The organism is Ilumatobacteraceae bacterium, assembly GCA_033344875.1.
Lineage (GTDB): Bacteria > Actinomycetota > Acidimicrobiia > Acidimicrobiales > Ilumatobacteraceae > Ilumatobacter.
Map to the genome: position 1 here is coordinate 1374937 of JAWPMO010000001.1, position 15535 is coordinate 1390471.

The 15535-nt window shown below is 69.9% G+C and carries 14 protein-coding genes; 5 read left to right on the forward strand and 9 right to left on the reverse strand.

Annotation, left to right across the window (positions count from 1 at the left end; genetic code table 11):
• Positions 1-61 precede the first annotated feature (61 nt).
• Positions 62-2302, forward strand: a complete 2241-nt coding sequence (locus tag R8G01_06505) for an EAL domain-containing protein (protein ID MDW3213626.1) — start codon at positions 62-64, stop codon at positions 2300-2302.
• 20 nt (positions 2303-2322) lie between these two features.
• Here the strand turns inward: R8G01_06505 and R8G01_06510 are convergent, their stop codons facing one another.
• A complete protein-coding gene (locus R8G01_06510) occupies positions 2323-2742 on the reverse strand; it encodes a hypothetical protein (protein MDW3213627.1) in 420 nt (139 codons plus the stop codon).
• Between the two features lie 40 nt (positions 2743-2782).
• Here R8G01_06510 and R8G01_06515 point away from each other — a divergent pair, with 40 nt between their 5' ends.
• Positions 2783-3601 (forward strand): hypothetical protein, encoded by an 819-nt coding sequence (locus R8G01_06515; GenBank protein MDW3213628.1) that lies wholly within the window; start codon positions 2783-2785, stop codon positions 3599-3601.
• Between the two features lie 8 nt (positions 3602-3609).
• Here R8G01_06515 and R8G01_06520 read toward each other — a convergent pair whose 3' ends face one another.
• The 6 genes from R8G01_06520 to R8G01_06545 form a co-directional block, all read right to left on the reverse strand.
• On the reverse strand, positions 3610-4347 hold the full coding sequence (locus R8G01_06520) for a hypothetical protein (protein ID MDW3213629.1): 738 nt from the start codon (positions 4345-4347) through the stop codon (positions 3610-3612).
• The gene (locus tag R8G01_06525; GenBank protein ID MDW3213630.1) at positions 4344-5315 is read right to left on the reverse strand and encodes an ABC transporter ATP-binding protein; all 972 of its coding nucleotides are present in this window, start codon (positions 5313-5315) and stop codon (positions 4344-4346) included. Before R8G01_06525 ends, R8G01_06520 begins: the two co-directional genes overlap by 4 nt.
• Entirely contained in the window at positions 5315-6175 is an 861-nt protein-coding gene (locus tag R8G01_06530; GenBank protein MDW3213631.1) for an ABC transporter permease, read from the reverse strand. The genes R8G01_06525 and R8G01_06530 overlap by 1 nt, the downstream gene beginning before the upstream one ends.
• Positions 6172-7101: an ABC transporter ATP-binding protein gene (locus R8G01_06535; GenBank protein ID MDW3213632.1), complete on the reverse strand. Its 930-nt coding sequence runs from the start codon at positions 7099-7101 to the stop codon at positions 6172-6174. Before R8G01_06535 ends, R8G01_06530 begins: the two co-directional genes overlap by 4 nt.
• A gap of 118 nt (positions 7102-7219) precedes the next feature.
• Entirely contained in the window at positions 7220-8578 is a 1359-nt protein-coding gene (locus R8G01_06540; protein ID MDW3213633.1) for an aspartate aminotransferase family protein, read from the reverse strand.
• A 94-nt stretch (positions 8579-8672) separates the two neighbouring features.
• A complete protein-coding gene (locus tag R8G01_06545; GenBank protein ID MDW3213634.1) occupies positions 8673-9902 on the reverse strand; it encodes an amidohydrolase family protein in 1230 nt (409 codons plus the stop codon).
• Between the two features lie 74 nt (positions 9903-9976).
• Between R8G01_06545 and R8G01_06550 the strand changes: the two genes are divergently transcribed.
• Entirely contained in the window at positions 9977-10525 is a 549-nt protein-coding gene (locus R8G01_06550; protein ID MDW3213635.1) for a flavin reductase family protein, read from the forward strand.
• 71 nt (positions 10526-10596) lie between these two features.
• Here the strand turns inward: R8G01_06550 and R8G01_06555 are convergent, their stop codons facing one another.
• Entirely contained in the window at positions 10597-11037 is a 441-nt protein-coding gene (locus tag R8G01_06555; GenBank protein ID MDW3213636.1) for a hypothetical protein, read from the reverse strand.
• Positions 11038-11203: 166 nt separating this feature from the next.
• Complete coding sequence (locus R8G01_06560; protein ID MDW3213637.1) at positions 11204-11938, reverse strand: hypothetical protein; 735 nt, start codon at positions 11936-11938, stop codon at positions 11204-11206.
• Positions 11939-12085: 147 nt separating this feature from the next.
• On the opposite strand from R8G01_06560, the gene R8G01_06565 reads away from it, so the two are divergent.
• Together R8G01_06565 and R8G01_06570 are read left to right on the forward strand one after the other, a co-directional pair.
• Positions 12086-12454, forward strand: coding sequence for a hypothetical protein (locus tag R8G01_06565; protein MDW3213638.1), 369 nt, complete (start codon positions 12086-12088; stop codon positions 12452-12454).
• 18 nt (positions 12455-12472) lie between these two features.
• Complete coding sequence (locus tag R8G01_06570) at positions 12473-15460, forward strand: BTAD domain-containing putative transcriptional regulator (GenBank protein ID MDW3213639.1); 2988 nt, start codon at positions 12473-12475, stop codon at positions 15458-15460.
• Positions 15461-15535 lie beyond the last annotated feature (75 nt).

The following is a 15535-nucleotide window of genomic DNA, read 5'->3' on the forward strand; positions in this document are numbered from 1 at the left end:
GGCCCGAACAAATACGCGCGTACTCCGTCAAGGCGACCGAACCGCCGTCCGATGAAGCGTGGTGCTCCAGCTCCGCCGTTCCCGCGCACGATTGGTCGTCGCATCGGTTTCCGCCCTCTTCCTCGTCGTCTACTTCGCACTCGACGGGCTCGCGGCGGAAGTCGTCTGGGACATCGCGGTCTTCACCCAACTCGTCGTGGCGTTCGGGGTCATCAGCGGCTTCCGGCGGCAACGCCGGGCCTGGTTGGCGATCCTCGGCGCGCAGTGCTGCTTCCTCGCCGGAGACGTCGGGTTCGCGCTCCTCGAATACGTGGTGAGGAGCGACGCGTACCCGAGCGTCGCCGATGCGCTGTACCTCGCCGGCTACCCGCTCCTCGCGGCAGGCCTCATCCCGATCGCCCGCACGCGACGCGGACGGCGCGATGTCGGCGGATTGATCGATGCGTCGATCGTGACGATCGCGAGTGCGGCGGTCCTCTGGGTGTTCATCATGGATCCGACCGTCGGCGACTCGTCCACGTCGGTCATCGCTCGCGTCGTGGCAGTCGCCTACACCGCCGGCGACGTGCTGGCGCTCGGTGTCCTCGCGCTGATGCTGACCCGCCGGACCGGCAACGAACGGCCGTTCTGGTACATCACCGCCGGCGTCGCCGCCATGTTCGTCGGGGACGTCGCCTTCTCGTTCATGGCCCTGCAGGACAGCTACCAACTCGGTGGCCCGATCGACGCGCTCTGGTATCTGAACTACACCTGCTTCGTCCTCGCCGTGATGCACCCCGGGTGCGAACATCTCGGCGACGGAGCCACCGGAGGCCACACGCGCCTCACCCCGTCACGCCTCGCCTCGTTGGCGGTCGCAGCGCTCGCAGCACCGACGGTGCTGATCATCCGGATCGAATCGGCCTCGACCTCCCAGGCATCGGTGCTGCTGGCAGGCACGTTGGTCATGTTCGTGCTCGTGATCGTGCGCCTCCAACTGATCGCGCACGACCTCGACGACAGCCGACGACAACTGTCGTACGACGCGTCCCACGACGCACTGACCGGGCTCGCCAACCGGACCTTGCTCGCCGACCGCGCCGGCGAGTTGCTCGCTCGCCCGGGCACGACCGGCACGACGGCGGTCCTGTGCCTCGACCTCGACGACTTCAAACCGGTCAACGACCTCCTCGGACACTCCACCGGGGACGAACTGCTGAGAGTGATCGCCAGGAGGTTGACGGATCTCGCCGGAGAGCGCGACGTCGTCGCTCGTCTGGGTGGCGACGAGTTCGCGATCCTGCTCGCCGACACCGACACCGATGGTGCCGTCGCCGTGGCACAGGCGGCCATCGAGGCGGTCCGGCACTCGGCCGACATCGGTGGACCGGTCGAGGTCTATCCCAATGTCTCGATCGGGATCACCATCGGCCGAACGGGTGATCCCGTCGAGGATCTCCTCCGCGACGCCGACATCGCGATGTACAGCGCCAAGCGGCGGGGCAAGGGCCAGTGGGCGCTCTTCGAACCGAACATCGCACAGCACGCGATGGATTGGCTCGAACTCCGCGCCGACCTGACCGAGGCACTCGCCGACGGCCAGTTGTTCGTCGAGTTCCAACCCGTCGTTCGACTCGACGACCGACGCGTCGTCGGCGCCGAAGCCCTGGTCCGATGGCAGCACCCGACCCTCGGACTGGTCCGCCCCGATCGGTTCATCCCCGTCGCGGAGGATTCGGGGCTCATCGTGCCGATCGGAGCCTGGGTGCTCGAACAGGCATGTCGCGCCGCCCAGTCGTGGAGCACCGACGCATCCGGCCTCGACATCTCGGTGAACGTCAGCCCGAATCAGTTCCTGGACTCGTCCTTCGTCGACACCGTCCGGTCCACCCTCGACGCCACCGGGCTCGCGCCGGGCCGGCTCGTCCTCGAGATCACCGAGACGACCCAGCTCGCCGACGAGGCTGCAGCGATCGGCATGCTGCGGGCGCTGCGCTCGCTCGGAGTCAGGATCGCGCTCGACGACATGGGGGCGGGGTTCGCGTCGTTGCGCTACCTTCGCTCGTTGCCGATCGACATCGTCAAACTCGACCGCTCGTTCATGACCAATCTGGACGATGACAGCGGCCTGCTCTCGGGTCTGATCGGGCTGCTCCGCTCACTCGACCTCAGCGTCATCGTCGAAGGTGTCGAACTCGAGATCCACGAGCGCACCGCTCGTGAGCTCGGAGCGCTCTACGCCCAGGGCTTCCGCTACTCGACGTCGATCGACAGCGAAGCCTTCCGCCGGTTCATCGACGCGCCGGCGCGCAGCGCCAGCTGAACGAGCCGCCACCACCTCGCTCAGAGCGTGGCGTCGCCCTCGCCCGCGAGTTCCTCGGGCGTCGGGCGCCGCATCCACAGGTCGACCGCTTGCCACAGCGTGAACGACACCGGGTAGAACAGCGCCGGCCCGAGGATCCCGATCGCCGCGGTCACGATCGTGACGGTGCCGATCGGTACGTCGGGCGCGGTGAACGCCACGAGCAGGAGGATCGTGAGCAGGATCGAGCCGAACGTGAGGATGATGTTGGCGGTCGTGGCGCCGAGCTCGAACGCCGAGTCGCCCCGGCGGTACCCGTGTCCACAATTCGCACAGACCTCCTGGCGCCGGAACCACCCCGTGAAGTACGCCCGCTGGTCGCCACACCACGCACACCGGCGGGTCAGACCACGGAACAACAGACGCGGTCGCGAAGGAAAGTCGTCGATCGGCTTCGCCACACTCGCAACTTATCGCCCGCGTTTGCCAGACTCTGCAGCAATGGAGCGATCTCTCGCCGGTGTCCTGTTCCTCGTGGCCGCCGTGGCTTTCAGTTTGTCCGCCGGCGGGTGGTGGATGCAGCGGATCGCGTTCACGCCCGACGAGGCCACCGACACCACGGCCGCGATCCTCGAAGCGCCCGACATCCGACTCGAGCTCAACACCGTGATCACCGGCGCCGCGGCACCGTCGCTCGACCAGCCGGCGACCGATCTGTCGTCGATGCTCGAGCGTGACATCCTGTCGACCCGACTCGGCGCCACCGTGATGATCCCGCTGATCCACCAGGCCCACGACCGCATCATCGGCCTGCGCGACGACGAGCCGATCCGACTCACCGGCAACGAGTTGATCCCGATCGTGCGCGACCAGCGAGCCGCCGACGTGTCGACGATCACCATGCCGATCCAGCCGATCGGCGTGCTCAAGACGACTCGGTCCGTGCTCGGATGGATGATTCCGATCAGTGCAGGTCTCGGCCTGCTCGCACTGGTGCTCGGCGTGTTCGCCCGACCCGACCGACGCGACCTCCTGCGCGGCCTCGGCGAGTTCTTCACCGCGCTCGCCGCATCGATGCTCGTCTTCGGCTACCTGATCCCGGTCCAGTTCCTCACCGCGATCGACAACCGGACCTGGACCCACGCGATCCCCCGGCTCGCGCTGCGCACGCTGCCGGTCGTGCTCGGCGCAGCGGCGATCTTCGCCGGGGTGGGCATCGCCCTCGTGCTGTCATCGCGTGCCGGTGGCAAGCGCCGACAGTGGTCGACCCCGCTCTCGGTCGCCCGCTACCGCGGTGGCGACAACCCCGGCTGGGGCTGAGCGGCCGCTCAGTCGACGTCCATCGAGCGCAGCCGGACGGCTGCCATCGCCAACGCCACCACGGCGGCGAGCAGCGGCATGACCACGCCGACGGCGAGCCCCAGGTCGCCGAGATCGAGATCGACATCGGTGATCGACGTGAGGATCGAACGGGTGTAGCCGCGGATCGCGAGCTTCGCGGCGAAGCTGCCGAACGCTGCCACGATGCCTTCCCAGATCAGGATGTATCCGAGCCCCCACACGATCGCGTTCTTGAGCATCAGCCCGGCGAGCACGAAGATCGCGGAGTAGGCGATCACCCCGACGACCGCTGCGAGCAACGTCGCCACGACCAGGTCGCTGCCACCGTCGACGACGATCGACGACACGGTCAGCGGCACGAGCGTGAGCGGCAGGCTGACCGTGACCGACGCGAGCCATCCGCCGACCACGACCGGCCAGCGGTCCATCGGACGCAGCCAGAGGTAGACCAGCGTCGAGTCCTCGCGCAGGTCGCCGAGCGCCGCCGATGCGAACACGAGTGCCACGATCGGCACCAGCGTCGTGAACCCGAGGTCGGAGATCAACCGCACACCGGTCTCGACCGGATCGGATGACGCGTCGGCGGCTCCGACGGCCACCGCGACGACGGTGACGACGACGCCGACGAGCATCAGGGCGGCCACACGGCCGCGTGTGATCAGCTGGCGGAGCACCACGCCGTAGGTCAGCCGGATCGCCGAAGCGACTCCCACCGTGCCGCTCATCGCCGCTCCACCAGGTATCGGAACACGGATTCGAGATCGTCGTCGGTGGGTTCGACCTCGCGCAGCCGCACCCCGCACTCGCGAGCGACCGTCGCGATGTTGCGGCCGAACCCGTCGACGTCGCTGGTGTCGATCATCAACGAATCGGCCGCGATCGACACACCGTCGACGACACCCAGGTCGACGAGTGCGGCAGCGAGCCGCCGCGGGGCATCGGTCGCGACGCGGATGCGGTGCGGACGGTCGTCCATCAGGTTGCGCAGGTCTCGGTAGTCGCCGCTCGCGGCGAGTCGTCCCTGCGCGATCACGAGCACGCGCGAACCGAGCCGGGCCACCTCGTCGAGCACGTGGCTCGACACGAGCACACACGTGCCGGCGTCACCGAGATCGTGGAAGAGGCGGATCATCCGGTTGCGCTGCACGGGGTCGAGACCCGTGAGCGGCTCGTCGAGGATGAGGAGTTCTGGCTCGTTCACGAGCGCTGCCGCGAGCTTCACCCGCTGCCGCATCCCCTTCGAGTAGGCGCCGACCGGTTTGCCGTCGTCGGCGTCGAGGTCGACCAGGCCCAGGACCTGGCGCGCCGCCGGGCCCGCTTGCTCGACGCCATGGGTCTGCGCCGCCATCTCGACGAACCGACGCGCCGACAGCCGATCGAACAGCGCATCCTGCTGCGGCGAGAGCCCGATCCGACCGCGGACGTCGCGATCGGCGCGGGCGTCGGCGCCCAGGACCCGAACGGTGCCGCGCGTCGGTGCGGTCAAGCCGCACATCACACGGAACAGGGTGGACTTGCCGGCACCGTTGGGGCCGAGCAGCGCGGTGACGCCGGCGCCGACGGTGAACGACACGTCGGACACGGCGACGACGTCACCGTACGACTTGGTGACGTTGACGACTTCGACGATCGCGTCGGCGATCGGCGTCGCAGCACCCGGTGCGGCCGGCGGTGGCGGGGCCCAGTTCGACATCAGACCGCCGCCAACTTCCGGTAGCGGCCGACCAACATTCCGGCGCCGAAGCCGGTCCACCCGAGGCAGCCGACGACGACGAGCCACGAGTCGAGTCGCCGCATGTCGTCGCCACGCTCGCCGAACAGCCGCGGTGCGACCTCGAGCGCCACCCCGAGCGGGTCGAGTACGCGCCACTGCTCGGCCAGCCCGCCCGCGTCGACCAGCAGGTTCGCGACGATCGTCGCTCCGAGCATGACGAACACGACGGCGATGCTCGCGAAGGCACGACGGTCGGTCATGCTCGCGACGCCGAGGCTGACCGACGTGTAGACGACGCAGACCACCAGCCCGGCCAGCAGCAGGCGGCCGACCACGCCGACCCAGTCGACGAGACCATCGGGCCCCTGGCTCTGGAACGTGTAGCCGAACACCCACAGCAGCGGCGGGCCGAGCACGATCAGGGCCATCGTGCCCAGCACCGCCAGCACCTTGGCGACCACGTACGTCGTCCGCGACAGGGGCGTCGACAGGTACAGCGCGAACATGCCGTCGCGCCGGTCGCGGACGATCGCCTCGGGCGCGACCAGCGCCACGAACACGATCGTCGCCACGAACGAGAAGCCGAAGAACTCCCAGTACTCGGGGCGGACTTCGTCACCGAAGTCGCCGAGCAGCACCGAGATCGCCAGGAACGCCACCGCCGGCACGAACGCGACCACCAGCACGATCACCGGGAACACCTTGTGGCGAGCCGAACGGCCGAGACCGAGAATGCTGCGTACCGTGTGCCAGGCGACCGAACGCACGGCGCCGACGACGCCGGACCGGTCGCCGTCGAAGCGCCGGTACCCACGGTCGTGGATGCGTGCGTCGCTCATCGCTCGACCCCGCCGAAGAGATCCTCGAGTCGGCGGCGGCGGCGGACGATCCGACCGACCCTGGCGCCGGCCTCGGCGACCGCGTCGCGCACCTGGTCGGCGACGACATCGGCATCGGCACCGAACACCTCGATCCGGGTGCTCGACCGATCACGCCGTACCTCGGCGCCGGCCTCGGTGAGCGCGTGGACGACCCGGCCGAGCGCGTCGGGGATGTCGGCCACCTCGACCAGTTCGACGACGAGCCCGTCGTCCTGACCCACCAGATCGTCGAGCCGGCCTGATGCGATGAGCCGGCCGGCATCGAGGGCGACGACGTGGTCACAGATCCGCTCGACCTCTTCGAGCAGGTGCGACGACAGGAGGACGTCGATCCCGTAGTCGGTGCTGATCTGTCGGATGAGCGCCAGCATCTCGTCGCGCTGCACCGGGTCGAGACCGTCGGTCGGCTCGTCGAGGAGGACCAGCGACGGGTCGGCGGCGAGCGCCTGTGCCAGCTTGACCCGCTGTCGCTGACCGGTCGACATCGTGCCGAGCGGGCGGAACCGCTCCTCCCCCAGCCCGACCAGCCAGAGGGCATCGCTCGCACGGCCCCGCGCCTCGGCACGTGGCATGCCGCGCACCTCGGCCAGGTGCTTCACGAAGTCGGAGGCCGGCATCTCGTCGGGGAACAGGTTGCGCTCGGGCCCGTAGCCGACCAACGATCGGAGCTCGGCGCCACGCTCGACCGGGTTCATCCCGAGCACCTCGGCGGTACCGGACGTCGGAAACCGCAGTCCGAGCAGGATGCTCATGAACGTCGTCTTCCCGGCACCGTTGGCCCCGACGAGCCCCGTGACGCCGCGCTCGACGGCGACGTCGAGCCCGTCGAGGGCGCGGTGTGACCCGAACTGCATCGTGAGCCCGCTGGCGGAGATGACCGGCACGGTTCAGATCATCGCAGGTGACGGACGCTCGCGCATCGGTCGCCCGGCCGATCGAGGGTCGTCCGAACGGCGGAGCGCAGCACGGAGCGTCGAGCGGACGACCCGGGCGAAGCGTCGATCAGCCGGTGAGTTCGTCGACGAACTCCTGGAACACGTCGGCGTACATCATGGCGGCGGTCTCGTCGTGCATGACCGAGATCAACCACTGTTCGTCGAGACCCGGCGGCAGCAGGACCCCGCGGTTGATGCCGTGGATCCACTGGGCGAACGCCAGATCGAAGTCGGTCGCCTTGTAGTCGCGGTAGTTGCGCACCCGCTGCTCGGACCAGGTGATGCACCCCTTGGCGCCGAACTGCACCGTGTGTGCCGGCAGACCGGACTCGTCGATGATGCCCTGCACCGCTTCGACGAGACGGGTGTTGCGGCCGATCGCCTCGTCGACGATCGGGCGCGTGCACGCCTCGGTCAGCGTCGCCTTGACGGCAGCCATCACGAGCGGGTTGCCGTTGTACGTGCCGAGGTGCAGCACGGTGCCCTGTGTGATGAGATCCATGTACTCGGCCTTGCCGCCGAACGCGCCGACCGGGAAGCCGCCACCGATCGACTTGGCGAGCGTCACGAGATCGGGCTCGACGCCGAATTTCCGGGTCGCGCCGCCGTACCCGGCGGTGATGCCCGTCTTGACCTCGTCGAAGATCAGCAGGGTGCCGTGCTTGTCGCAGATCTCGCGGACGGCCTGGAGGTAGCCCTCGTCGGGCAGGCAGATGCCGATGTTCTCCATCACCGGCTCGACGATGAACGCCGCGACCGTGCCGCCGGCGAGCGCGCGGTCGAGCGCCTCGGGGTCGTTGTACGGGATCACGACGACGTCGTCGAGCGTGCCCTTGGTGAGGCCTGCCGACTGCGGCACCGAATTGGGTGCGTCGGCAGGTCCCGCATCTTCGAGCGACGGCTTGTTGGACACCATCACCTCGTCGTGGTGGCCGTGGTAGCCGCCCTCGACCTTGACGAGCTTCTCGCGGCCAGTGGCGCCCCGGGCGAGCCGGATCGCGTCCATCGTCGCCTCGGTCCCCGAGTTGGTCGGGCGCCACATCGGCAGGCCGTACCGCTCGGCGAGCAACTCGCCCACGTCGGCGTTCAGCTCACAGGGGGTGACGTACAGCGTGCCGTCGTCGAGCTGCTTCATGACCGCGGCGCGAACGGCCGGGTTCATGTGCCCGGCGAAGAGCGCCCCGAACCCCATGTCGTAGTCGACGTACTCGTTGTCGTCGACATCGATCATCTTCGACCCGGATGCGTGCTTCACCACGACCGGCCAGGGGTCGTACGCCTGGAAGCTGGACGGCACACCGGCCGGCATGACCTTGCGCGCCCGCTCGGTCGCGATCTGCGAGTGATGGGTGCGCTGCGAGTACAGCTCCATCTCCCGCTTCGTGATGTCTTTCGCCTTGGCAACGAGATCGTCGTGGCTCGACACGGTTATCAGTGCTTTCTGTGAGTTGGGTGTCGCCACACTAGTCCGTGGGATCGACGCCCATCTCGTGCCTCCCCCGCGGCCCGGGCGGGCCTCGTCAGTCGCCCTTGCGGCGCAGGCCTCGCTGCCAGACCCCGGTGACCCGGTCGGGGTCGCCCCAGACGCTGCGATCGTCGAGGGGATTCGCATCCATCGTGATGACGTCGGCGTCGTAGCCCTCACGGAGCTGACCGGTGTGCGGCGCCTGGGGTCCGAGGGTCTCCGGACCGTTCGCCGTCGCGGCCTCGATCGCCTCGAGGTCGGTCATCCCGGCGTTGATCAGGTGCATCACTTCGAGACTGCCGGTGCCGTACATCTGCCCCGACACGAAGATGTCGCAGCCGGCGGCGATCTTGACGCCCTTGGCGATCGCGATCTTCATCGCCTGCTCGTGGACGGCGCTGACCATCTGACCCTTCTCGTACACATACCGGGGCAGCTGGTCCTCCTGCCGCAGCAGCGCCTCGCAGACGTAGCGGGTCGGCACGAGCCAGGTGCCCTGCTCGACCATCAGGTCGGCGGCCTCCTCGTCGAGGTAGCTGCCGTGCTCGATCGAGTGCACCCCGGCGCGGAGTGCCGCCATGATGCCGGCCTTGCCGTGGCAGTGCGCGGCGACGATCCGCTCGGCGCGGGCCGCCTCGGCGACGATCGCCGCCAGCTCCTCGTCGGAGAACTGCTGGTGCATCGGATGGTCGATCTCCGACATCACCCCACCGGAGGCGCAGATCTTGATGAGCTTGGCATTGGACCGCAGGTTGGTCCGCACGGCCTTGAGCACCTCGGGAACACCGTCGCAGAGGATCGAGAACCCGGCGTTGCAGGTGAGTTCGTGGGCGAAGTCGAGCGGCAGCGAGTGGATGTCGCCGTGGCCGCCGGTGGTCGACAGGATCCGGCCGGCGCCGTAGATGTGCGGACCGCGCATCCGGCCCTCGGCGACCACGGACGCGAGCCGGAGACCGATGCCGCCGACGTCGCGAACGCTGGTGATGCCGCCGTCGAGGACCTTGCCGGCGTCCTCGACCGCCCTGGCTGCGGCGGCGACGAGATCGAGCGTGGCGAGCGCCTCGAGGTTCGACAGCGCCATCCCGACGAAGTGGGTATGGCAATCCCACAGCCCGGGCAGCACGGCCGGCACCTCGAAGGTCTCGTCACCCGGCTCCGCTCCCGGTGCGCCATCGGTGGGGCCGGCGTAGATGATCGCGCCGTGTTCCATGACGACCGTGCCCCGCTCGATCGGATCACCTCGGCCGGGGATCAGGACATCGGCGACGACTCGGGTTGCGACCATGACGGCACGTTACGCGAGCGCAGCGCTCGCTCGACGACCCCGGTTCGTCGCCGCCCACCCCTAGTGTCGAACCCATGGCTGTCCACGACGATCTGAACAACGACGATCTGAACAACGACGAACCGATCAACGACGAACTGGTCAACAAGGTGACGTGGAAGATCCCGAATGCGCTCGCGCTCGTCGGATCGCGGGCCGGCGACGAATGGAACGCGATGACGACGAGTTGGATCACCCAACTCTCGATGGAGCCGGTGCTGATCGGCATCGGTGTCGACAACGACGCCGTCACGCATCGTCTGATCACCGACGGCGGCTCGTTCACGGTCAACCTGTGGTCGTCGGACGACACCCGGGTCTTCGTGAAGTTCTCCAAGCCGGCGACCTTCGACGCGAGCGAGATGACCCTCAACGGACGGGCGGTCCGTGAAGGTGCCAACGGCGCGCCGGTGTTCGAGGAAGCGATCGCTCACCTCGACTGCGCCGTGCGTCGGTCGCTCGATCTCGGCACGCACACGCTGTTCATCGGCGAGGTCGTCGACGCGGGGGTCCGTGACGACGACGCCACGTCGGCCGCCATGAGTGACACGCGGATGAAATACGGCGGCGTCAAACGCCACTGAGTTCTCGGGTCGGCACCCGACCACCGTGGACTCGGGTGGGGCTCCGACCGGGCACCCCACTCGAGCACGGTTCACGACGGTGTCAGCTCGTACGTCTCGGTTCCGTCGGGGACCTCGACGACGACCTCGACGACGCGCGGTCCGCTGCCGTCGGTGTCCTCGATGGCGACGGTCAGACGACCGACACGATGATCCTCGGTGAGGGGCTGGCGGGTGTCGCCGATCCGGCCGATGCGGACGTCGGCAGGAACCTCGGCCTCGGCGGCGCCGAGCAGGCCGGCGGCTCGAGCCCGCGCCACCTCGATGTCGACGACGGCCTCGTCGTCGACGGTGTCGATGCAGTCGGTCACGTCGGGCGGACACATGCCCTGCGACGGATCGTCCGCACAGTCGGGGTCGCCGACCAGACAGGCGTCGCTGCCCGGGCCGTCGTCGACGATGTCCGACGAGCCGCACGCACCCGTTCCGAGGGCGAGCAGTCCGGCGACGAACATGGCGAGTGGGAGTTTCATGGTGTTTCCTTTCGGCCCGGTCGGGCGTGATGACCAACCGGTACGGACGGTCGGTCGGTTGGTGTGTGCGTCGGTGCAGTGCCGACCCGGATCGGCGCTGCGCTGCTCGCAGCGCGGCGGGCGTCGACGAAGCGACGGGCGTGGTCGGCGCTGAGTGGCACGGCCGTCACCCCGCCCGGCGCGTCAGGACGACGCCGAACGCGATCAGCCAGACCGGCATCGTCAGCCCGGGGAGTCCGGGCAGCCCGGTCGCGGCTGCGGCGAGCGCCGGGAGGGCGACGAGCACGATCGTGACCACGCCGAGCCATCGGGGCAACACGCGCCGCTCCCCCATCGTCATCGGCAGGATGCAGATCGCTGCGAGCATCGCCCCCCACCACCCGATCAGTGCGCCGAAGTCGAGGTAGTAGTACGCGGCAGCGAGTCCCTCGATCCACATCGTGCCGTCGTCGACGCCACCGGGCAGGTAGAGGGCCAGCGAACCGGCCATGCACGCCGCGATCACGGCGAGCGTGGCGGTGATCGACAGCGCCGGGGGCACGACCGCGGCCGACAACCTGCCGCCGCCGCGCTGCTCGATCCAGGGCCGGAGCGCAGCGATCGCGACGACGAGCGATGCGGCGCAGGCGAGCCCGAGGACGAACGAGACGTGGTACTGCAGACGTGGCAGGTTCTCGACGACCTCGAGCGGGTCGGGATCCCGGTCGGCAGTGGTGGCGCCCATGCTGGTGAGGTTCGCGGCGAGTCCCGTGACGCCGGCGACGACGGCCCACCAGGGCCAGCGAGCGGCACGGGGCCCCATCGGTGTCGTCGGTGTCGTCGGGTCGGCGAGATCCGGCAACGCGCCGATGCCGCCGGCCGGTTGATCGGACCACGACGGCGTGTCGGACAGGGTGGTCATCTTCGGTTCCTCCTGGTTCGGGGCCGCTCGGGCGGCCGGTCGGGTTCATGCTGCGGACACGTGCTTGGCGTCGACTTGGCGGGGCGTTCCGATGTCGGGAGCCGCGTGCCATGTCGATGCCAAGCGGTCGGGATGACGCTGTGGTCGATGGACGACCCTGTCGAACCGGACGCCGACGCCTGGCCACCGGCCGTGTTCCGCCCGGCCGGCCCGTCGCCGACGAACCCGCCACGTCTCGTGGCCCGTCGCTTCGAACTCGTCGACGTCGGCGCCGATGCCGCCGATCGGACGGCGTCGATCGACATCGTCGTGCTCGGTCGGGTCTGGGTCGTGGTCGGGTGCGTCGGTCCCTCCGCCGAATGGATCTCGCGCCTCGTCGCCGAGGTCGCCGTCGACGCGGTCCGGCACGGGGCGGCCCGATTGACGGTCGGCCCCGGATGCCCACCCGAAGTGGAGGCGGTGGTCCTCGACCTGGGCGGCCACACCGACGAGTTCGGTGTCGTCATCGACCTGTGAACTGCGCGACGATGTGCGATGCACTTCGGTGTGCTCGGCCCTCTCGAGGTTGATGTCGGCACCGGCGGGGCGGCGCTCGGCCGTCGCAAGCAGCGTGGGCTCCTCGCCGTCCTGCTCACCGCCCGCAACACCACGGTGCCGATCGATCGGCTGATCGATCTGCTGTGGGACGACGAGCCTCCCCCGCAGGCCATGGCGTCGGTCCAGGCCTATGTCTCCAATCTGCGTCGGCTGCTCGAACCCGATCGCCGACTGCGCGCGCCGGCCACTCGGCTCGTGAGCCGACCGCCGGGGTATTCGCTGGTCGTCGCGCCCGGCGAACTCGACGCCGACCGCTTCGCATCGCTCGTCGAGGCCGGCGCTCGGGCACGTGACGCGAACGAACTGGCCCAGGCCCGACGACTCGTCGCGGAGGGCCTGCAACTGTGGCGAGGCCCGGCGTACGGCGAGTTCGCCCACCACTCGTTCGCGGTCGCCGAGGCGACCCGGCTCGAAGCGCTCCGGCACTCGGCGATCGAGGACCTCCTCGACATCCGGCTGGCCGAGGGCGACCACCACGCGGTCGCCGCCGATGCCGAGGTGCTCGTGGCCGAACACCCCCTTCGTGAGCGTGGCTGGGAGCTGCTCATGGTCGCGCTGTACCGGGCCGGACGCCAGGGTGACGCGCTCCGGGCGTTCCAGCGGGCGCGGGAGGTGCTCGGTGAAGAGCTCGGGGTCGACCCGTCGCCGCGGCTCCGCTCGCTCGAGGCCGACGTCCTCGCCCAATCCCCGATCCTCGACGTCCCCGCGCGGCCCGTGGCGGCGCGTTCCGTCACCGCGTCGACGCCCCCTGACGGCCTCGTCGGCGACGCCGATCGGCCGCCGATCGTGGGGCGCGACCTCGAGTTGGGACGCCTCACCGCGGCGCTCGACCGGGCCCGGACCGGGTCGGGGGCGGTGATCGTGATCGACGGCGAAGCCGGTGTGGGCAAGTCGGCGTTGGCGCTGACGCTCGCGAATGCCGCGGCCGCGAGCGGCATGTCCGTCGGCATCGGCCACAGCCCCGAGACCCGAGATGCACCGGCGCTCTGGCCGTGGGCCCAGGTGCTGCGCCAACTCGGCGGCGAGCGGGACGCCGGGGAGGATGCGGGCATCATCGGTTCGACCGGCATGATCGGTGACGACGACGCGGCGCCGGCCGCGCGCCGGACCCGAGTCGTGCGTCGGATCGTCGACCACGCGAAGGCGGCTCCGACGCTCGTCGTCATCGACGACGTCCAGTGGTCGGACGGGCCGTCGCACCACGTGCTGCGCCTGCTCGCCGACGAGGCGGCATCAGCGGCCCTCCTCGTCATCGCCACCCGACGGGTTCCGGCCGACGACGAGGACCCGGCGCTCGTGGAGACCATGGCCCATCTCGTGCGGGCGAGGGCGAGCGATCGGATCCATCTCCGCCCGCTCGATGCCGATGCCGGCACCCGCCTCGTCCGCGACATCGCCGGTCCGCTGTCCGATGAACTCGCCGCCACGATCCACGAGCGGTCGGGGGGCAACCCCTTCTACGCGGTCGAATTGGCACGGTTGGTCACGGCCGAGGGGCCGGCAGCCAGCGGCGGCGTTCCGGCTACGGTCCGCGACGTCGTCCGACGTCGACTCGCCCGGCTGCCCGAGCAGGCCGTTGCGGTCATCTCGATCGCGGCGGTGCTCGGCACCGACGTCGAGCCGAGGGTCGTCGCCCATGTCGCCGGCCTCGACCTCGACCCCGTGCTCGACCTGCTCGACCTCGCCGTCGTCGTCGGTCTCCTGACCGAGGGCGGCACGGCGACCACGTTCCGATTCACCCACGACCTGCTGCGCACCACGGTCGAAGCGACGCTCCCCGCCGCACGGCGGGCCCGTCTCCATGCCGCTGCCGTCGGCGCGATCGAGGCGATCCACGGCGACGCCCCGTCCCACGTGCACGCCCTCGCCCGACACGCGCTCGCGGCGGTCGTCGTCACCGGACCACAGGCGGCGATCGACCACGTCATCGCGAGCGGCCGTGCGGCGCAGTGGGCACTCGACCTCGACACGGCTGCGAAGCAGTATCAATCGGCATCCGAGCTCGTGTCGGCGCAACCTCGCCACGACGCTGCGCTCGCGTCGCGGCTGTCGATCATCGGCGCCCAGACCGGATTCCTCATCCACGGCCGGACCGCGGCGGTCGAAGCGAGTTTCCGGTCCGTCAGGTCCCACCACGAGGGGCGCGGCGGCGACCGTGAACTCTGGGCCGCGCTCGGGTGGGGCAGCTATGCGCCGCTCTGGGGCGACTTCGAGGCCGCGGCCGAATGCGCCGGGTGGCTCCGCAGCCTCGACGACGGCCGGGTGGACGTCCAGCGTGCGATCAGCGCGGCGCGGTATCTGGAGGCCTTCGGGGCCTGGACCGGATCGATCGAGACCGCCCGCCCCGGGCTCGACGCCTCGATCGGCGAACCGAACTTCGGTGTCGGCCCGGCGATCCGCCGCGGCCTGCTCGCCGTCCTCGACGTGATCGCCGGTCAGGGCGATGAGGCGTTCGGCACGGCGGCGATCGCGATGCGGGACGCGACGCTCGGCGGCGCCTGGTCGGGACGGGCGGCCGAGCCGCCGGGTACCGGACCGTGGGTCGCAGCGTGGACCGGCGCGTTCGCTGCGCTCGCGCTCGCACTGGTCTCCGACGAGGGCCTCCCGATCCGCGACGTGGTCCAGTCGGCCCGGACGACGGGCGCCGGCATCCGATTCACCGACCTGGTACTCGCCGCCGCGGCCCACGCCGCCGACGCCCTCGACGGAGACGACGGGGCGATCGAGCAGCTGGCCGACGCCCGGGCGGCGCTCGCCGCCGGCGACGACGGGTTGTTCGGCCTCCCTCTGAGCATCGTCGAGCTCCGGGTTCGACAATGCCACCGGCGGGCGGGCACCCGATTCGGGTCCGAGATCAGCGCCGAGATCCGACGCACCGGGCAGACCGGATGGCAGCCCGTCCTCGACGCCGTCCAGGGCGGGTGACCGCGCCCGCTCGCCATCACGGGTTGATGACCGTACATTGTACGGGTACAGTGTCCGAGTGAACCGTACTTAGTA